Here is a 19100-nt window from a genome sequence, read left to right as displayed (position 1 = left end):
GGAGGAACAAGTGCTGGAGTTCGACGTCCTCGTGGAGATCCCCAAGGGGAGCCGGAACAAGTACGAGGTCGACCACGAGAGCGGTCGGATGCGCCTCGACCGCTTCCTCTTCACCTCGACCATGTACCCCGCCGACTACGGCTACATCGAGGACACCCTCGGTCAGGACGGCGACCCGCTCGACGCGCTGGTGCTGCTGCAGGAGCCCACATTCCCCGGCATCCTCATCCGCTGCCGCGCGATCGGCATGTTCCGCATGACCGACGAGAAGGGCGGGGACGACAAGGTCCTCTGCGTCCCGACCAGCGACCCGCGGATGGAGCACATCCGCGACATCAACCACGTCCCGAAGTTCGACCGCCTCGAGATCCAGCACTTCTTCGAGGTCTACAAGGACCTCGAGCCCGGCAAGTCCGTCGAGGGCGCCGACTGGGTCGGCCGCACCGAGGCCGAGCTCGAGATCAACGCGTCCTTCGAGCGTCACAAGACAAGCGGCCACTGAGCAGCACCGCTGGTTGAGGTGCGAGGCCGCCCGCGGCCGAGCCTCGAAACCACCGGTGCCTTGGTTTCGAGGCTCCTCGCTACGCTCGTCGCACCTCAACCAGCGGCTACCCGCGCTTGATCCCGCGGAAGTAGGCCATCGCGCCGCTGCGCTCGAGCACGACGTCCGCCATCAGCTGTGCCTCGAGCCAGCTGACCAGCTGGGGGCCGGTGCAACCCGGCCCGAGCAGGCCGGCGATCCGGCCGATGCGGCGCATCGGCTCGTGGTGGATGCCGCTGTCGTTGAGCAGGGCGCTGCCGGTGAACACCCCACCGGGCTTGAGCACCCGCACCATCTCCACGACCGCGCGCGCCGGGTCGGGGAAGCAGTGCAGCCCGGTGAACGAGACGACGAGGTTGAACTCCGCGTCCGCGAACGGCAGGTCGCCGACGTCGGCGAGCCTGGGCAGCACCTGATCCGCCACGCCGCGCCTCTCGGCAGCCCGCATCGTGCGGTCCAGCATGGCCTGCGCGATGTCGGCGGCGACGTACTCCACGCCCTGGCCGGGCTTCAGGCCGCGCAGCGCGACCCCGCCCCCGCAGGGGATGTCGAGCACCCGCGCGCCCCAGGGCTGCCGGCCGATCTCGGCCGCGGCGTCGTAGAGCCGCTGCAGGTCGCTCTGGATGCCGACCCGCCAGGCCAGGCCTCCCAGCCGGCGGTGCTCGACGGTCCAGTCGTAGACGCTCGCCCACAGCGGGTCGTCGGACCACCCGCCCAGACCGGGGATCCGCGCGCGCAGGTCAACCACGGCCATCCTCCTCGCCCCACGACAACAGGCTCTCCGCCCGCAGCATCTCGCGCGGCACGCCGAACGCGCGCACCAGGTCGCCGGCCAGGGGCCGGACCTGGCGGCACAGGATGTTGACCTCGCGGGAGATCGCCTTGGACCGCTGGGACGTGAGCCGGCCGTGCTCCATGAACCACCCCCGGTCGGCCTCGATCGACGACAGCGCGTGCAGGTCGGACACCAGGTTGAGGACGGACTTGAGCTCGCCCTCGGGCTGGGCGTCGACCGCGTCGAGGAACGCGTCGAGGACCAGCCGCTCGACGTGGGCGTGCGCAGCCGCGACGACGTGGTCCTGGACCCGCGAGAAGACCTCGCCCGGGTTCATCCCAGCGTCGATGCCGCGCTTCAGCCGGCGCGCGACTCCGCCGATCATGTGCTCCTCGCGGAACTCGAACATCGCGCGGTGGTAGTTCGGGTCGAGCAGCCCGGTGTCCTGGTCCCACTTGTCGCCGCCGAACGCGTCGCGCAGCTGCTCGAGCAGCTTGTGGGCTCGCGAGCGCTCCAGCACCGTCTCGACCGCGAGACCCGCGACGAACCGCACCATCCCGAACTGGTCGAGGTCGGAGAAGTCGCTCGCGTAGTCGGTGAGCAGCCCCTTGGCGACGAGCTGCAGCAGGACGTGGTTGTCGCCCTCGAACGTGGTGAACACGTCGGTGTCGGCCTTGAGCGCGGCGAACCGGTTCTCCGCGAGGTAGCCCGCCCCGCCGCACGCCTCGCGGCACTCCTGGATCGTGCGGGTGGCGTGCCAGGTGGCGAGCGCCTTGGTGCCGGCGGCCCGCGACTCGAGCTGGCGCCGCGCCACCTCGTCGGTGGTGATCCCGGAGAAGACGTCGTGCAGCCGGGACGAGAGGACCTGCTGCCCGAAGTGCAGGGCGTAGGTCCGCGCGAGCAGCGGGAGCAGGCGGCGCTGGTGCATGCCGTAGTCGAGGAGCAGCTCCTCCCGCTCGTCCTCCGTCGCCTCGAACTGGCGGCGGCGCAGGGCGTACTCGACCGCGATCGTCAGCGCCACCTTGGAGGCGCTGAGACCGGCGGCGCCCACGCAGACGCGGCCCTGGACCAGCGTGCCGAGCATCGTGAAGAAGCGCCGGTTCGCGTTGTCGATCTCGCTGACGTACTCGCCGTCCTCGGTGACCTGCGCGAACCGGTCGAGCAGCGCGTCCCGCGGCACCCGCACCCCGTCGAACGCGATCCGGCCGTTGTCGACGCCGTTGAGGCCCATCTTGGGACCGTCGTCGGTGATGGTGATCCCGGGCAGGACCGTGTCGCCGTCGCGCAGGGGTACGACGAGCGCGTGCACCCCGTGGGTCGCGCCGTCCACGACCAGCTGGGCGAACACGACGGCGAGCTGGGCGTGCTTCGCCGCGTTGCCGATGTAGTCCTTCGTGGCCGACGGTGTCTCGGTCCGGATCACGAACTCCTGCGTCGCCGGGTCGTAGGTCGCGGTCGTGCCCAGCGCCTGCACGTTGCTGCCGTGGCCGGTCTCGGTCATCGCGAAGCAGCCGAGGATGTCGCCCTTGACCAGGCCGGCGAGGTAGGCGTCGTGGTGCCGCTGCGTGCCGAGCTGGAGGATCGCTCCGCCGAACAGCCCGAACTGCACCCCGACCTTCACCAGCACCGACAGGTCGCCGAACCCCAGCGTCTCGAAGGCCGCGACCGACGCGCCGATATCGCCCCCGCCGCCGTACTCCTTCGGGAAGCCCATGCCGGTCTGGCCGGTCGCCGCCAGCTCGACGACGACGTCGCGGACCCGGTCACGGAACTCGTCGCGCGTCATCGTCTCCGCGTCCTCGAGCACGGACGCGTACTCGACGAGCCCCTCGCGCACCATCGCGCGGATCTCGGCGTACGGCCCGTCGAGGAGCGCCGTCAATGCGGGGAGGTCGACCTGGAGCTCGCCGTACGGCGACTCGTCCGACTCGGGTGTGGTCGTGGGCTCCTGCACCTCGCTGGCCATGCAGGCAACCTACCGACGCGACCTACCCCCGCGTCAGGGCCGTGCGAAGAAGTTGGGCGGGATCCAGTAGTACATCGACTCCTCCGTCACCGGGCGACCGGTGCGCGGGGCGTGGATCATCAGCCCGTCGCCGGCGTAGAGCGCGACGTGGTAGATCGAGCTCGAGCTGCTGGAGGAGCCCCAGAACACCAGGTCCCCGGGACGCAGGTCGCTCGCAGAGATCGGCGAGGACTGGTCGTACTGCGCGACCGAGTAGTGCGGCAGGGACCTGCCGCCTGCGTTCCACGCGCCCATGGTGAGGCCGGAGCAGTCCCAGGCGTCGGGGCCGGCGGCAGCCCAGACGTAGGGCTCGCCGATCTGGTCGCGGGCGAACGAGACGGCCGCCGCGGCACCCCCCTCGTCGGCCGGCGGGGGTGCCGGCACCGGGTCGTCCTGGTCGGACGGCTCGGTGTCGTCGGGCTGCTCAGGGGTGGGCTGCTCGGGCGTGGGCTGCTGCGGCGCGGGCTGCTCGGGACCCGGAGCCTGCTCGTGCTGCGCCTCGAGCGCGGCCTGCTCCAGCGCCTCCTGCTCGAGCGCGGCCTGGCGCTGCTCGGCGAGCTCGATGCTGATGCCCTCGAGGCGGGCCAGGCGGCGTAGCAGCCGAGTCTTCTCGGCGGTCACGCTCTGGGCAGCGGTGGCGGCCGCGGCGACGGCGGCCTCGGCGTCCTGCTTCGCGACCAGGGCGTCGGCGGCGGCGTCCTCCGCGTCGCTCGCTGCGTCCTCGGCCACCTGCTCGGCGTCCTCCGCGTCGTCGGCGGCGGCTTCGAAGGCGATTCGCTCCTCCTCGAACTCCCCCTGCACGATGTCGGCCGCGTTGCGCTGGTCGAGCAGCGAGGAGAACCCGTCCGAGTCGAGCGCCGCGTTGAACGCGTCGAGGTCCGGGCTGCTGCCCGCGGTCGTCAGGAGGGTGTCCCGGTAGTCCTCCCGCACGCGACCCAGCTCCCGGTCGGCGCGGCGCGACGCGCGTTCCGCCCGGCGCTCGGCCTTCCGCGCCTCCTGCAGCCGCCACCGGGCGCCGTTGTAGGCCTCGGCGGCCTGCTGCGCGGCGACCGCCGCGGCTTCGAGATTCGCGTTGGCGGCGTCGATCTGCGCCTGGATCGAGTCGACGTCGGCGGCGGCGCCCTGGGCGCGGCGCTCGGCCTTCCGCACGTCGCCTCTCGACGGCGCCGGGTCGGTGGGGTCGGCGCTCGCCGGGGCTGTCACCAGCACGAGGGCGAGCAGGGCGGTCCCGATCACGGGGCGGCGCACAGGAGGTCTCCTCCGGATGGACGGCAGCGGAGTTGCCCGGATCGACTTCACCGTCACCCGCGCAACTCGAAGCACGCTAGTGCGCTTACGTCACAAAGGAAACAAAAATCTCAGTTTTCTCAGGAGCCACCGGCGTGTCGGCTTGCGAACTACAACGATGTAGTTCTCGGCCGAGCGCCGACGCCCCGCGATCAGGACCGGTCGACGGGGACCTTGGAGGTGGTGGTCGTGGGGTGCGACGTCATCCCGCGGTCGAACTTCTGGCCGCTCGCGATCGCGCCGACGTAGAAGGAGAAGATCGCGATCGCGACCCCGGCGATGTCGTCGGCGACGTAGTGCCAGCCGAAGTAGAGCGTGGCGATCACGGTCAGGCCGAAGTTGACCCAGAACACCCAGTGCAGGACCTTCGACCGCACGGTGTACTGCACCATCAGCGCCCACAGCATCGTGATGGTCACGTGGAGGCTCGCGAAGCCGGCGACGGAGTTGAGGGCGTCCTGGATGGTGGGGTCGTAGAGGACACCCGCGCGGCCGTCGGTGATCGACTTCATCAGATCGGTGGTCGGGGTGTGGGCGAGGTCGGCGTACTCCGGGTAGTACTCGATGCCCGGACCGAGGGTCGGCAGCAGGTAGTAGGACAGCGTGCCCAGGGTCCAGGCCACGACCTGCGAGGTGACGAACCAGTACCCGAACGACACGTTGCGCGACCAGACCAGCCAGACGATCACCAGGGTGATCACCAGGGGCAGGTAGGTCAGGTAGATCTGGGACAGGATGTGGGCGCTGAACGTGGTGCCGAGGACCGTGTGCAGCACGTCGGACGGGTCGTTGCCGAAGAACAGCACCCGGTCCATGACGTGCAGCTCACGGTCGTAGGACAGCGCCCTCGTCGTGCCCGGGTCGCGGTCGGGATCCGGCCGCACGAACGGGAGGTTCGACTTCAGGTTCCGGTAGCAGACGTAGGTCATGTAGAAGCACAAGGTGCCCATCACGACGAGCGTCGTGCGCTCGCGGGTCCACCTCGTCCGCCAGCGGTCGCGGACGCCGCGGCGGAACAGCGCGTAGGTCGACTCCTCCTCGTCCCGTCCGTTGCGGCGGAACAGCTCCCCGCGCCTCGAGAGGAGGGTGCCGACCCCGAGGTCGACCGCGAGCGCTGCGAGCAGCACCGTCACCGCGCGCAGGAGGACGTCGATGACGAGCACGACGTTGAGCCACGCGATGCTGGTCGGCACCGCGCCCAGCATCTCCAGGAGCCAGGTCAGCGACGGGCCGAGAAGCTTGCCCTCCGGCTCGATCGGCCGACGGTCGTAGGCGAACGACACGAAGACGGTGGCCGCCCAGATCGCGACCGCCGTGCCGATGAGGAGGCTGTAGGCGCGGCGGTACACCCGGGAGAGTTTAGGGGTTGCTTCCGGGCGGGAGGACCGCGAGGCGCGCGGGGTCCACCCGCAGCGCCACCGGGTCGCCGGGCACGGGCAGCCACCCGGGCGCGCCAACGGCGTCGGCCTCTCCGATCCCGTCGACGTCGACCACCAGCCGAACCTCGTCGGGCGTCGCCCGGACGGCGCGTACGACGGCGGTCAGTCCCCCGGCACCCGAGGCGTCGGGGCGGCGCGCGGCCAGCGCCGATCGACGTACGGCGATCGCAGGTGCTGCCGGACGTCCGGCGGCAGCCAGCACGAGCTCGGCGGCTCGACCGGTGAGCACCCGCGCGTAGCCGAGGAACAGCGCGGTCGCGGCGTCGATCGGACGGGCCCAGACCTCCTCGGCGCTGCCTTCCTGGACGACGGCACCGTCGCGCATGACCGCGAGCCGGTCGGCGATCGCGAACGCCTCCTCCTGGTCGTGGGTGACCAGGAGCGCGGTGGTGCCGGCCTCGCGCAGGATCCGCCGCAGGTCGGCGGCCAGCCGCACCCGCAGCTCCGCGTCGAGCGCGGAGAGGGGCTCGTCGAGGAGGAGCAGCCGCGGCTCGGCCGCCAGCGAGCGGGCGAGGGCGACCCGCTGGCGCTCCCCTCCGGACAGGGTCCGCGGCATCCGCGCGGCGTAGCCACCGAGGCCGACCAGGTCGAGGAGCTCGTCGACCTGGGACCGCGCAGCGGCCCGGCCGACGCCGCGCAGCCGCAGGGCGTAGCCGACGTTGCGGGCGACGGTCAGGTGGTCGAAGAGCTGGCCGTCCTGGAACATCAGCGCGAACCCGCGCCGGTGGGTGGGCACGTTGGCGAGGTCCTCGCCGTCCCACCGGACGGCGCCGGCGTGCAGGGGCTCGAGGCCCGCGATCGCCCGCAGCAGCGACGACTTGCCGCTGCCGGACGGGCCGAGCACGGCGAGGACGTGTCCGTCGTCGACGTGCAGGTCGACGTCGTCGACGGCGGCGTGATGGCCGAACGTCACGGTCAGCCCCTCGACGGTGAGCATCAGATGACCCCCACTCCGGGCACGCGCAGCCGTTCGACCAGCAGGATCACCAGCGCGGTCACGCCGGCGAGCACGACCGACGCTGCCATGGCGGTGCCGTAGTTGAGCGGGCCGGGACTGCCGATCAGGCGGTAGATCACGACCGGCAGCGTCGGGACGTCCGCCCGCACGATGAACGAGGTCGCCCCGAACTCCCCGAGCGACACGGCGAAGGCGAAGCCGGCAGCGGCGAGGAGGGGCCGCCAGAGGACGGGTACGTCGACGGTGAGGACGGCGCGGAGCGGCCCGGCTCCCAGGGAGGCGGCCGCCTGTCGCTGCCGGTCGTCGATGCCCTGCAGGACCGGCACGAGGACGCGGACGACGAGCGGGAGCGCCACCAGGGCCTGGGCGATCGGCACCAGCAGTGGGCTCGACCGCAGGTCCAGAGGCGGCTCGTCGAGGGCGATCAGGAACCCGAAGCCGAGCGTCACGGCGGAGACGCCGAGCGGCAGCATGAACAGGCCGTCGAACGCGTTGCGGACCGACGCCTCGGTGCGGCTGCGTGCGCGCCGGGTGACCACGATCGCGACCAGCAGGCCCAGCAGCAGCGCCATCCAGGTGGCGTCGACCGCGATCCGCAGCGAGTTGGTCAGGGCCTCGCTGACCGGCACCCGCAGCAGCCCGCTGCCGACGCCGCTCCCGCCGGCGTCCCCGGCCCCCTGGAGCGCGCGGTAGTGCACCAGCGTCCACGCGCCGTCCCGGCGCAGGGAGCCGACCACGAGGGTGACGACGGGGAGGGCGATCGCGAGCAGCACGAGCCCGGTCGCGACGAGGGCCGGCGTGTCGTGGATGCGGGGGCGGGCGGGAGCGGGCCGCGCGCGTCGTACGGTCGGGTCCGGTACGGCGCGGAGGCGCGCCGCGACCGCCAGGAGCACGACGACCGCGGCCAGCTGCAGCAGCGAGAGGGCTGCGGCCGCCTGGTACTCGACAGCGCCGGTGAGCGCGCCGGTGGTGAGCAGGTAGATCTCGGTCTCGACGGACGCGTAGCGGGTGCCGCCGAGCAGGAGCACCACGCCGAACCCGGTCGCACAGAACAGGAACACGACGGCGGCGGCCGACACGATCGCAGGCCGCAGCGCCGGCAGCGTGACCGTCGCGAGCACCTGCAGCGGCGATGCGCCCAGCGCCGCTGCAGCGTCGGCGGGCCGCCGGTCGAGGCTCTCCCACGCCGTGCCGACGGTGCGGATGACCACCGCCACGTTGAAGAACACCAGCCCGATCAGGATCGCCACCGGCGTGCCGTCGATCCCGAGGAACCCGAGCGGTCCGGACGGCGCGACCAGCTCCCGGATCGCGATGCCGACGACGACGGTCGGCAGCACGAACGGCACCAGCAGCGCAGCCCGCACGGCGCCGCGCAGCGGGACGGCCAGCCGGTGCAGCACGTAGGCGGCCGGCATGCCCAGCACGACGGCGACGACCGTCGAGACCGTGCTCGTCCAGAGCGTGAACCAGACGACCTTCCCGGTGCGCTCGCGGCCGAGCACGTCGAGGAGCGCACCCGGGTCGAGGTCGCCGTCACTCCAGAGCCCGCGCTCCAGCATCCCGGCGACCGGGAGCAGGAAGAAGACCGCGAGGACCGCGGTCGGCACCGCGGCCAGCGCGAAGAGGCCGGCGACCCTCTTCATCCGGTCACCCGGAGGTGATGTCCGTCCACTCCGTCAGCCAGTCACGACGGTGGTCGGCGATGTCCTCGGGAGCGACCTCGATCGGCTCCGCCGGCTGCTGGGCGAACTCCGCCCACTCCGGCGGAAGCTCCACATCGGCATCGACCGGGAAGACGTACATGCTCGACGGCAACGCCGCCTGCACCTCGGGGCTGAGCAGGAAGTCGACCACCCGCTCGGCGCCCTCGGGGTTGGCGGCGCCCTCCAGCACGCCGGCGTACTCGACCTGGCGGAAGCAGGTGTCGAGCAGCGCCGCGGTCGAGGACTTCCCGCCCGCGACGGTGTAGGCCGGCGACGTGTCGTAGGACAGGACGATGGGGCGGTCGCCGCCGGAGAAGGTGAAGTCGACGTAGTAGGCGTCCTCCCAGCCCTTCACGACCTTCGCACCGTTGGCGACCAGGTCCTCCCAGTAGGAGGTCCAGTCGTCGCCGTACGCACCGATGGTGGCGAGCAGGAACGCGAGACCGGGCGTGCTCGTGGTCGCCGCGGGCGTGACGAAGAGGTCGCGGTAGGTGGGGTCGGTGAGGTCGTCGAGTCCGGTCGGCGGCTCGATCCCGTTGTCGGCGAACCAGGTCCGATCGATGTTGACGCAGACGCTGGCGTTGTCGATCGGCGTCAGCATGCGGTCGTCGTCGCCGGGGAGGAGGTACTGGTCGGCGCCGGCCGGCAGGTCCGCGTCGTACGGCGCGAACACGTCCTCCTCGAGCGCGGCACCCGCGAAGGTGTTGTCGACGCCGAAGGCGACGTCACCGATCGGGTCGCCCTTGGTGACGGTCAGCTTGCTGGTGAGCTCGCCGCCGTCGCCGGCCGGGCTGTGCTGCACCGTGCAGCCGGAGTCCTTCTCGAAGGCGGTGACGACCTTCTTCGGGAGGTTGAACGAGTCGTGGGTGACGAGGACGACCTCGCCGCACTCGCCCGGTGCTGCTGCGCTGTCGTCGTCGTTCTCGGTCGCGAGCGAGCAGCCGGCGCTGACGAGCGCGACCGCCGAGAGGGCGATGGCAGGACGGATACGCATGGGTGCGGACTCCCTTCGCCGGTGCTAGCCGGAGCAGGTTCGGAGGGTCTGCGGCTACGGCCGCACTCTCAGCACGCTGGTCGTGCTCCCCTGTCTGTTCCGGGCCAGACTAGTCCGCGGTGTAGACGTCCCCGTCGCCGGTCCCGGTGCACGTGGCCTGGCCGCGGGCGACGAGCAGGTCGAGGTGGGCCTTGGTCTCCATCGCGGCCATGCCCTTGTTGAAGAGGTCGAGCTCGTCGTAGGAGCGCTCGTGGCGGGTCCAGCCGAGGTCGGTGGCGACGGCGGCGGCGACCGACGGCCCGCGCGACCGCAGCGACCGGGCGCACTGCTCGAGGCGCTGCTCGTGGTGCGCGAGGAGCTCGTCGACGCGGGCGTGGGAGGACGGCGCGACCGGGCCGTGGGCGGGCAGGATCCGCAGGTCCGGCAGCGCGCGGACCTTCGACAGCGAGGCCATGAAGTGGCCGAGCGGGTCGGGCTCCGGCGGCACCGTGAACCCGATCGACGGCGTGATGGTCGGCAGCACGTGGTCGCCCGCGAACAGCAGCCCGTCCGCGCGGTCGGCGAAGACGTAGTGCCCCGGCGTGTGGCCGGGCGTGTGCACCGCGTCGATCGTGCGGCTGCCCACCTCGACGGTCACGTCGCCGTCGAGCCAGGTGTCGGGGTAGGCCCAGTCGACCGGGTCGGGGAGGTCCTCCACCCGGCGGCCCAGCTCCCACGCCTCGGCGACCTCGATCGCGCCGGCCGAGCGGAGCACGCTGCTGAACGGGTTCCCGCCGCCGAGCTCGCCGCGGCCGGCCGCGTGCAGCAGGTCGAGCCCGGGCTTCTCGGGGAGACCGAGGGCGACGTCGGCGCCGTACTCGTGGCCGAGGACGGTCGCCATCGTGAAGTGGTCGCGGTGGATGTGGGTCACCAGGAACCGCTTGATGTCACCGAACCCGGAGCCGATCGAGCGCAGGCACTTGTCGAGCAGCTCCCGGGCGACCGGGATCGCCCAGCCACCGTCGATCAGCGTCAGCCCGTCTTCGTCGTCAGGGCTCTGCACGACGTAGACGTTGATCGCCTTCAGGCCGTCCATCGGGAGCGGCAGCGGGATCCGGTGGATGCCCGGCGCCACCTCCCAGGCGCCCTCGGCGGCCCAGTGCTCGCCGGAGTCGGGCGAGACGGCGAGGCCGGTGCTGACTCCTGAGGTCATCCCGGCACCCTACTGAGGGGCTGTCACGGCGTCCGGGGCGAGGTCGGGCAGGCCCAGGTCGAGGTTCGGGCCCTGCAGACCGCCGTCGACCTCGAGGATCTTGCCGGTGACGTACTTCCCCGCCGGCGACGCGAGGTAGAGCGCCGCCGCCGCGATGTCCTCGGGCTCGCCGATCCGGCCCAGCGGCGTGCCGTGCTCCAGCTGCTGCTTCATCTGCGGGTCGCCGGCGACGAACTCCAGCGCGCTCGTCATCACCGAGCCGACGTAGATCCCGTTGACGCGGATCCGCGGCGCCAGGTCGGTCGCGGCGAGCCGGGACCAGTGTGCGAGCGCCGCCTTCGCCGTGCCGTAGGCGAGGTAGCCGCGGCCGGCGGTCCGGCCCATCGTGGAGCTGATGCTGACGACCGACTTCTGCCGCTGCTCCTCGGGGTCGCCGAGCGACGCGAGCATCAGCGGCACGGCGGCGCGGGTCAGCGCGTGCGCGGTGGCGACGTTGAAGTGGAAGGCCTCCTCGAGGTAGTCCACGTCGGTGTCGAGGAAGGCGTTGGGGATGGTGCCGCCGACGTTGTTGACGACGACGTCGAGCCGCCCGAGCTCGTCGTACGCCGCCTGCGCGAGGCCGGCGACGGCGTCGGTGTGCGCCAGGTTGGCCGCAACGACGACGGCCCGCCTCCCTGCGCCCCGGATCCGCTCCGCGACCTGCTCGAGCTGGTCCTCGGTGCGGGCCGAGATCACCACGTCCGCGCCCGCCTCCGCGAGCGCGACCGCCGTCGCTGCGCCGATCCCGCGGCCGGCGCCGGTGACGACGGCGACGTGGTCGGTGAGGCGGAACCTGTCGAGGATGCTCACTTGCTCACCAGTCCCCGGCCGGTGACGAGCGGCAGGTCCAGCGCCGTGACCAGGCCGGGCTCGGCGGCGACGACGGCCGGGACCGCGTTCACCAGCCGCTGGGCGGTGACGATCATCCCCGAGACGTTGTGGTCGCCGTGCTCGCCGTGGTGGGTGAACTCCACCTTCATCGCCGGCTCCCCCGTGATCTCGATCCGGTAGCAGCCGTCGCCCTCGAGCGGTCGGGGCCACTCGGGCTCGGCCTCGGCGTCGGTGCGGGTGACGTGCTCGAGGGTGATCCGCGGGACGCCGTCGACGATGCCGACGACGCGGAAGAGCACCGAGCCCATCGTCCCCTCCTCGATGTCGACGGAGACGGTGCTCACCGAGCGCGGCGCCGGCCGGCGGTCGACCTGCTCGACCAGCGGCTCGTCGAGGGTGACCCCGAGCCCGGCGGCGATCACGCGCACGACCGGGCCCCACGCCGTGGACAGGATGCCGGGCTCCCACAGCATCGGCTTGGCGTCCATCGGCTGCCCGAACCCGAACAGGTCGCGCATGACGACGGGCTGGTAGTACGTCGAGTAGTCGGCGATCTCGCTGACCCTGATGTGATCGATCCGCTGGCTGAGGCTGGTCATCACCAGCGGCAGCACGTCGTTCGCGAAGCCGGGGTCGATGCCGTTGACGTGCAGGCTGGCGTTCCCCTGCCGCCCCGCCTCGTCGATGTCCGCGATCATCTCGTCGGGCAGGGTGCCCATGCGGTGCAGCAGGATGACCGGCCCGCTCGACACCACGTTGACGCCGTCCCGGATGAACCCGGTCAGGTCGTCGATCGACTCGAACACCCGGTCGTCGGTCATCGCGCCGTGCACGATGCAGTCCGGCCGCAGGGCGATCAGCTCGTCGCGGTCCGTCGTGGCCTTGATGCCGAGCTCGCGCCCGAGCTCGGCCAGCTCCCCCGCGTCCTTCCCGTGCTTGGCCGGCGTCGAGGTCCAGACCCCGACCAGCTCGAGGTCCGGATGGGCGTCCACGCCGGCGATGGCGTGCCGCCCGATGGTCCCGGTGGACCAGACGACGACACGGAGGGGCTTCTCGGGGATGACCTGCGGCATGGGCACAGAGTAGAACACGTTCTAGTTCCTGGGAATGGGCGCGGCGGTGGAGCGGGCATGTAACTACGTGTTATGGCCAATACCCGGGTGGTCGACCACCCGGGTAGTGGCCATAACACGTAGTTACAGGACCCGCCGGCCGCGCGCGCCCCGGCCCAGGTCACACGACCGGGATCGCCTCGCCCGGCGACCACTCCACGCAGCGGGTGCCGGTGTAGATCGTCGGCATGCACCGGTTGCAGTGGGTGCAGATCCCCTCCTGCACGACGCCGGCCTGGAGCCGGTTCACCAGGTCCGGCTCCCGGAGGACCGCGCGCCCCATCGCCACGAAGTCGAACCCGTCGGCCATCGCCTGCTCCATGGTGTCGAGCCGGTTGATGCCGCCGAGCAGCATCAGCGGCATCGACAGCTCCTGGCGGAACCGCATCGCCTTCTCCTTGAAGTAGGCCTCCTCGAAGGCGTAGCGCTTGAGGAAGCTGCGGCCGACCGGCGTCCGCATGCCCCACCGGACGACCGTCGGCATCGCCGCGGCGAACTCGGCGACCGGGGTCTCGCCGCGGAAGAGGTACATCGGGTTCATCAGGGAGGAGCCGCCGGACAGCTGGAGCGCGTCGAGGTGGCCGTCGGCCTCGAGCAGCCGGGCGAACGCGACCCCCTCGTCGGTCGTGACCCCGCCGCGGAACCCGTCCGAGACCGACACCTTCGCGGTCAGGGCGACGGCGTCGCCGACCTCCTCGCGTACGGCGCGCGCGACCTGCCGGGCGAGCCGGGCCCGCCGTTCGAGCGGCCCGCCCCAGCGGTCCTTGCGGCGGTTGAGGCCGGGCGCGAGGAAGGAGGAGATCAGGTAGCTGTGGGCCATGTGCAGCTCGAGGACGTCGAACCGGGCGGCCACCAGGACCCGAGCGGCGTCGACGTACGCCCGCGTCACCCGGGTCAGGTCCTTCTCGCTCGCCGCCGCGATCATCTGCATCGACAGCGGGCTGGGCATCGCGCTCGCCGAGATCGCGCGGACGCCGTTGGACCGGCCGTTGGCGACCGGGCCGGCGTGACCGACCTGGGCCGCGGCGGCGGCTCCCTCGGCGTGGACCGCAGCGGTCAGCCGCGAAAGCCCTGCGCGCGTGCGCGGCGAGACCACGATCTGCTCCGCGTGCGTGCGGCCCTCCGGCGCGACGGAGAGGTAGGCGACCGTGGTCAGCCCGATCCCGCCGCGGGCAGGGGCGAGGTGGTAGTCGACGAGCTCGTCGGTGACCTCGCCGTACGGGGTCCGGCCCTCGAAGGTCGCGGCCTTGACCGTGCGGTTGCGCAGTCGCACCGGGCCGAGGTCGACCGGACTGAACACCGACGGGATCACCCCAGAACTGTAACCTGTTCTACTTCTGAGCGTGGTTTGATTCAGCCTCACCCTGTCCCCGGAGGTCCCCGTGCGTCGTACCGCTGTCTTCCGCCCGCGTCGTGCCATGGCCCGCGCCCTCGCGCCCGTCGCCGTCGCGGCGCTCGTCTCCGCGCTCGCCGCCGGGTGCAGCGACGACGGGGACGCCGACTCCGACGCGGAGGACGACGACAGCGACGTCGCGGTCGCGCCGCTGACCGAGGAGCAGATCAGCGAGGCGGTCCTCCAGGAGGACAACATCGGCGAGGGCTGGACCTCGACGCCGTCGTCCGAGGACGACTCGTCCGGACCCGGCTGCTTCGGTGACATCGACGCGCTGACCGACGGGCTGCCCGAGAAGGCCAAGGCCGGCACGGAGTTCGCGTACGGCGACGCGGAGCTGCCCTTCGTCGAGAGCTCGGTGACGGCCTACGACGACGAGACGGCGATCGCAGCGGTGTTCGACCAGGTCCAGACCGTCCTCGCTGCGTGCACCACGATCACCGACACCGACGAGGAGGGCGTCATCTGGGACCTCGCGATGGTCTTCGACGACTCCGCGACCCTCGACGACGTCGACGACCAGTTCCACGCCTCCGCCACCGGCACGCTCACCCAGCCGGGCGGCGACCCGGTGGAGATCTTCATCGAGTGGACCAGCGTCCGGCTCGGTCCGAACATCGGCACCGTGGCCACGATCGACACCCAGGAGCGGCCGACGGAGCACGCCACCTGGGCCGAGATCGCGGTCGACCGCCTCGCCGCCGTCGCCGAGGGCGAGGAGCCCGATGCGACCACTGCGCCGGCGCCCGCCTGAGCGCCGTCAGGAGAACCGGGGCGCCCGCTTCTCGAGGAAGGCGGCGATGCCCTCCCGGCCGTTCGGCGAGCCGGCGAGCGCGCTGATCGACTGCGCCTCGCGCCGCAGCGCCGACTCAGTCGTGGCGTCCGCCGCGTCGCGCACCAGGCGCTTGGCGGCAGCGAACGCCTCGGGCGAGCCGGCCAGCAGCGTCGCGACGAGGTCGTCGGCGGTTGCAGCCAGGTCCGCAGCGGGTACGACGCGCGCCACCAGCCCCGCGTCGTAGGCCTCCTGGGCGGTCAGCAGGTCGCCCAGCAGCGCGAGCCGCAGCACACGGTGGAGCCCCAGCGTGTGCACGAGCAGGCTGCCGCCGCAGTCGGGGCTGAGCCCGACCTTCGCGTAGGCGAGGCTGAACTTCGCGGTGTCGGCCGCGAGGACGACGTCGGCGGCCGCCGCGAGCGGGAAGCCCCCACCGGCTGCGGTGCCCTGGACGACGCTCACCACGACCGCGTCGCCGCGGACCAGCTCGGTGATGACCCGGTGGACCGACTCGGCGAGGTCGAGGAGCAGCGCGCCCGGGTCGTCGGCGTCCGAGAAGATGCCGAGGTCGCCACCGACGGAGAAGAACCGGCCCTCGGCCGCGAGCACGATCACGCGGGCGCCGTCGGCCTTGGCGCGGAGGACGGCGGCGTGGAGCTGCTCGACCGGGTCCGGGGCGATCGGGTTGCCGCTGTCGGCGGCGACGAGCGTGATCCGGGCCGCCCCGTCGGCAAAGGCGTAGTCGACGTACTTGTCAGGCATGGGGGTCCTTCCGGTGGGGCGAGCGTCTACGCGGCACAGTCCTGGGTGTCGACCTCGGTGTTGCTGGTGCGACCCTCGTCGGCGCTGTCGGCGACCTGCTGCGCGGTGAGGGCGTAGCCGGTGTCGGGGTCCTCGACGGACGCGGCGAAGACCACGCCGCCGACGTCGCCGGACGGCGTGATGATCGGACCGCCGGAGTTGCCGGGGCGGACCAGGCCGCGCAGCGAGAAGACGTCGCGCAGGACGGTGCCTGCGCCGTAGATGTCGGGCGAGCGCAGGGTCGGGTTGTCGCGGATCCGGCCCGGCTGGACGTCGAACGGCCCGTCCTGCGGGTAGCCGACGATCGCCACCGCGTCCTCGGCCCCGAGCGACTCGTCGAACTGCAGGATCGGCGCGTTGCCGGTGTCGACGCTGAGCACCGCGACGTCGAGGTCGGGGTCGTAGAGCACGACCCGGGCCAGCTCGGTGCCGCCGTCGATCTCGACCTCGGGGTCGTCGACGCCGGCCACGACGTGAGCGTTCGTCATCACCTTGTTGGGAGCGAAGACGAACCCGGTGCCCTCGACGCCGCGACCGCAGTCGTTGGAGCCGCGGATCTTGAGGATGCTGTCCTCGGTCCCGAGCACCTGGGCGTCGTTCTTCAGCTTGTTCGGGCCCGGCGCGACCTCGACGATCCGCTCCGGCGAGAACGGCTCGAGGTAGCGGGGGAAGAACCCCATGCCGACCACGTGGTTGAACGCCTGCAGCACGTTGGGCGCCGACGCCGGCAGCGCGGTGTTGACGCGGCCGAGCACCCACGAGCTGCGGACCTGCTCGGTGACCGGGCCGATCCGGGTGCCGGAGATCGCGTATCCGAGCGCCCAGGCGACGAGGAGCACGGCCACCGCGGACAGAGCCGCGCCGCCGATCGCGTCGACCGCCCGCACCGGTTGCCAGGTGATCCGCTCACGGACCCGGGCGCCGGCGTACTGCAGCAGCGCCTGGCCCAGCGACGCGCCGAGGATCACGATGAAGAGGGCGCCCAGGGAGACGCCGAGCGACGGGCTCGCGCCGCCGAGGACCACCGGAGCCAGCCAGATGCCGAACAGGCCCCCCAGCAGCAGCCCGACCGTCGCGAAGGCTCCGGTGACGAACCCCTGCCAGTAGCCGGAGAGGGCGTAGACGAGGACCAACACCACGAGCAGCCAGTCGAGCAGGTTGAGTCCCATCACGCGCCCCCTCGCTCGTCCGGCTCCAGGATGTCGAGACTGTCGGGCTCGTCGCCACCCTCCGCGTCGTCGACGCGGCGTTGGTACTCCGCCAGCATGTAGTCGGGCAGCTCGTGGACCGGCGGGTCGGTCACCGGCGGCAGCCAGCCGAGGTAGTCGAAGAAGCGGGTGATGATCCCGCCGGTGAAGCCCCACAGGATGACGTCGCGGTCCTCGCCGATGAGGAAGCCGGGACCGGTCCAGCCGCTCGGGTGGCGTACGGCGATCCGGCGGTCGGCCCTGAACAGCTCGTCGAGCACGACGTGGTGGATCTCGTGCACCTCGTCGGGCGAGGCGACCTCGACCGGGTGGGGGTCGCGCCACCAGCCGAGCACCGGGGTCACCGCGAAGTTCGACGGCGGCAGCCACAGCTCGGGGAGGGCGCCGAAGACCTCGACGGCGGAGGGGTCGACGCCGATCTCCTCCTGCGCCTCGCGCAGGGCGGCCTCGACCGCGGACTCGCCGGGGTCGATCGTCCCGCCCGGGAACGAGACCTGGCCGGGGTGCGAGCGCATGTCGTGGGCCCGCTCGGTCAGCAGCAGGTCACCCCGGCCGTCCGTCTCGCCGAAGAGCATGAGGACCGCACCGCGGCGCGGGTTCGACCCCGGCGGCGGCAGGAACGCCGTCAGGTCGCTGCCCTCGATCGCCTGGGCGGCCTCCGCGACCGGACGCAGCCAGTCAGGCAGGTCGTCGGGTACGGCGTACGCGGGCTGGTCGGTCACGCCGGCTCCTGCTCCAGCTCGACGTCGAGGTGCTTCTCGGTGAGCTCGACGATCTCCTCGACGGACTCGACACCACCTGCGGACTGCGCGACCGAGCCGTCCGCGCTGACGAACACGAAGACCGGCAGACCGGGGAGGACCAGGTCGCTCTCCTGCAGGTCACCGCAGGGATCGGCGAACGACGGGTAGGTCACGCCGCTGCGCTTCGCCAGCTCGAGAGCAGCACCGGGGTAGGTCTCCAGGTAGTCGACGCCGAGGACGGCCACCTGGTCGCCGTACTGCTCGTCGAACTCGGCCAGCGCCGGCATCTCCTTGACGCACGGTCCGCAGTTGGACGCCCAGAAGTTGATGAGAGCCGGACCTTCGACCTCGGCGAGGGATCCGGCGGTCCCGCCGCCCAAGCAGGCCAGCTCGACGTCGGGGAGGTCGGCGTCGCCGCCGCCGGGCGGACAGTCCTCGATCGCCGCCGAGGCCTTGAGCTCACGCAGCTCCTGCGTGTCGACGTCGATGCTGCACGACGCAGCCGTCTCACCTTGGTCGCAGCCGGCGAGGAGCACCGTGATCGCGACCAGCACCGCTGCCCGCATCAGTTGGGCCCCTCGGTGCGGACCAGCTTCGCCGCTTCGACGGGATCGGTCGGGCCCGTGCCGTAGGCCGGGCACCACCGCGCGACCGAGCAGGCGCCGCACGCCGGCTTCTTGGCGTGGCAGACGCGCCGGCCGTGCCAGATCAGGTGGTGGCTGAGCATCGTCCAGTCCCGCTTGGGGAAGAGTGCGCCGACCGCGTGCTCCGCCTTGACCGGGTCGGTCTCCTCGGTCCACCCGAAGCGGCGGATGAGCCGGCCGAAGTGGGTGTCGACGGTGATGCCAGGGATGCCGAAGGCGTTGCCGAGCACCACGTTGGCGGTCTTGCGGCCGACGCCCGGGAGTGCGACCAGGTCCTCCATCCGCTGCGGGACCTCACCGTTGTGGCGCTCGACGAGCGTGGCGCTGAGCTTGAGCAGGGACTCGGTCTTGGCCCGGAAGAAGCCCAGCGGCCCGATGATCTGCTCGAGGTGGGCGCGGTCGGCGGCGGCCATGGCCCTGGCGTCGGGATAGGCGGCGAAGAGCGTCGGCCGGACGATGTTGACCCGCTTGTCCGTGGTCTGCGCGCTGAGCACGGTGACGACGAGCAGCTCGAACGGGTTGTCGAAGTCGAGCTCGCACTTGGCGTCGGGATAGGTCTGGGCCAGCACGCGGTCGATCTTGCGCGCCCGGCGGATGAGACCGGTCGGCGTCTCGGCCTCCGTCGTGATCGCCCGCACGCGGTCAGCCTACGGGTAGCCG

Annotated in this window: 18 protein-coding genes and 1 riboswitch; of the genes, 2 read left to right on the top strand and 16 right to left on the bottom strand. The window is 72.0% G+C overall.

Annotation, left to right across the window (positions count from 1 at the left end):
- The first annotated feature begins 13 nt into the window (after positions 1–13).
- Complete coding sequence (locus F0U47_RS04935; protein WP_149749441.1) at positions 14–502, top strand: inorganic diphosphatase; 489 nt, start codon at positions 14–16, stop codon at positions 500–502.
- A 106-nt stretch (positions 503–608) separates the two neighbouring features.
- Here the strand turns inward: F0U47_RS04935 and F0U47_RS04930 are convergent, their stop codons facing one another.
- The 11 genes from F0U47_RS04930 to F0U47_RS04880 form a co-directional block, all read right to left on the bottom strand.
- A complete protein-coding gene (locus tag F0U47_RS04930; RefSeq protein ID WP_188111175.1) occupies positions 609–1289 on the bottom strand; it encodes a class I SAM-dependent methyltransferase in 681 nt (226 codons plus the stop codon).
- Complete coding sequence (locus F0U47_RS04925; protein ID WP_149749222.1) at positions 1282–3282, bottom strand: acyl-CoA dehydrogenase family protein; 2001 nt, start codon at positions 3280–3282, stop codon at positions 1282–1284. Before F0U47_RS04925 ends, F0U47_RS04930 begins: the two co-directional genes overlap by 8 nt.
- A gap of 33 nt (positions 3283–3315) precedes the next feature.
- Entirely contained in the window at positions 3316–4569 is a 1254-nt protein-coding gene (locus tag F0U47_RS04920) for a C40 family peptidase (RefSeq protein ID WP_149749221.1), read from the bottom strand.
- Between the two features lie 191 nt (positions 4570–4760).
- Positions 4761–5957 (bottom strand): phosphatase PAP2 family protein, encoded by a 1197-nt coding sequence (locus F0U47_RS04915; protein ID WP_246159454.1) that lies wholly within the window; start codon positions 5955–5957, stop codon positions 4761–4763.
- Positions 5958–5967: 10 nt separating this feature from the next.
- Positions 5968–6984, bottom strand: a complete 1017-nt coding sequence (locus tag F0U47_RS04910; protein WP_188111174.1) for an ABC transporter ATP-binding protein — start codon at positions 6982–6984, stop codon at positions 5968–5970.
- Positions 6984–8651: an ABC transporter permease gene (locus F0U47_RS04905; RefSeq protein ID WP_149749220.1), complete on the bottom strand. Its 1668-nt coding sequence runs from the start codon at positions 8649–8651 to the stop codon at positions 6984–6986. Before F0U47_RS04905 ends, F0U47_RS04910 begins: the two co-directional genes overlap by 1 nt.
- A gap of 4 nt (positions 8652–8655) precedes the next feature.
- Complete coding sequence (locus F0U47_RS04900; RefSeq protein ID WP_149749219.1) at positions 8656–9705, bottom strand: thiamine ABC transporter substrate-binding protein; 1050 nt, start codon at positions 9703–9705, stop codon at positions 8656–8658.
- Positions 9699–9807: riboswitch (TPP riboswitch) on the bottom strand. Its footprint overlaps the gene before it by 7 nt.
- A 7-nt stretch (positions 9808–9814) precedes the next feature.
- The gene (locus F0U47_RS04895; RefSeq protein WP_149749218.1) at positions 9815–10897 is read right to left on the bottom strand and encodes an MBL fold metallo-hydrolase; all 1083 of its coding nucleotides are present in this window, start codon (positions 10895–10897) and stop codon (positions 9815–9817) included.
- A 9-nt stretch (positions 10898–10906) separates the two neighbouring features.
- Positions 10907–11746 (bottom strand): SDR family oxidoreductase, encoded by an 840-nt coding sequence (locus tag F0U47_RS04890; RefSeq protein WP_149749217.1) that lies wholly within the window; start codon positions 11744–11746, stop codon positions 10907–10909.
- A complete protein-coding gene (locus tag F0U47_RS04885; RefSeq protein ID WP_149749216.1) occupies positions 11743–12840 on the bottom strand; it encodes an NAD(P)H-dependent amine dehydrogenase family protein in 1098 nt (365 codons plus the stop codon). The genes F0U47_RS04890 and F0U47_RS04885 overlap by 4 nt, the downstream gene beginning before the upstream one ends.
- 160 nt (positions 12841–13000) lie before the next feature.
- Positions 13001–14191, bottom strand: coding sequence for an oxidoreductase (locus F0U47_RS04880; protein WP_246159453.1), 1191 nt, complete (start codon positions 14189–14191; stop codon positions 13001–13003).
- Between the two features lie 70 nt (positions 14192–14261).
- Here F0U47_RS04880 and F0U47_RS04875 point away from each other — a divergent pair, with 70 nt between their 5' ends.
- Positions 14262–15026 (top strand): hypothetical protein, encoded by a 765-nt coding sequence (locus tag F0U47_RS04875; protein WP_188111199.1) that lies wholly within the window; start codon positions 14262–14264, stop codon positions 15024–15026.
- A 6-nt stretch (positions 15027–15032) separates the two neighbouring features.
- On the opposite strand, the gene F0U47_RS04870 is transcribed toward F0U47_RS04875, so the two are convergent.
- From F0U47_RS04870 to nth, 5 genes are read right to left on the bottom strand one after another with little or no spacing between them, the layout of a single operon-like run.
- Complete coding sequence (locus F0U47_RS04870; protein ID WP_149749213.1) at positions 15033–15806, bottom strand: enoyl-CoA hydratase/isomerase family protein; 774 nt, start codon at positions 15804–15806, stop codon at positions 15033–15035.
- 26 nt (positions 15807–15832) lie between these two features.
- A complete protein-coding gene (locus F0U47_RS04865; RefSeq protein ID WP_149749212.1) occupies positions 15833–17014 on the bottom strand; it encodes a MarP family serine protease in 1182 nt (393 codons plus the stop codon).
- Positions 17014–17775: an NUDIX hydrolase gene (locus F0U47_RS04860; protein WP_246159452.1), complete on the bottom strand. Its 762-nt coding sequence runs from the start codon at positions 17773–17775 to the stop codon at positions 17014–17016. The genes F0U47_RS04865 and F0U47_RS04860 overlap by 1 nt, the downstream gene beginning before the upstream one ends.
- Positions 17772–18362, bottom strand: a complete 591-nt coding sequence (locus F0U47_RS04855) for a TlpA family protein disulfide reductase (RefSeq protein ID WP_149749211.1) — start codon at positions 18360–18362, stop codon at positions 17772–17774. Before F0U47_RS04855 ends, F0U47_RS04860 begins: the two co-directional genes overlap by 4 nt.
- On the bottom strand, positions 18362–19078 hold the full coding sequence (gene nth / locus F0U47_RS04850; protein ID WP_149749210.1) for an endonuclease III: 717 nt from the start codon (positions 19076–19078) through the stop codon (positions 18362–18364). The genes F0U47_RS04855 and nth overlap by 1 nt, the downstream gene beginning before the upstream one ends.
- Positions 19079–19100 lie beyond the last annotated feature (22 nt).

This window comes from Nocardioides antri (assembly GCF_008373765.1).
In the GTDB taxonomy this organism is placed as follows: Bacteria; Actinomycetota; Actinomycetes; order Propionibacteriales; family Nocardioidaceae; genus Nocardioides; species Nocardioides antri.
Note: the sequence above shows the minus strand (reverse complement) of the source record. Positions and strands in the feature narration are given on the sequence as shown.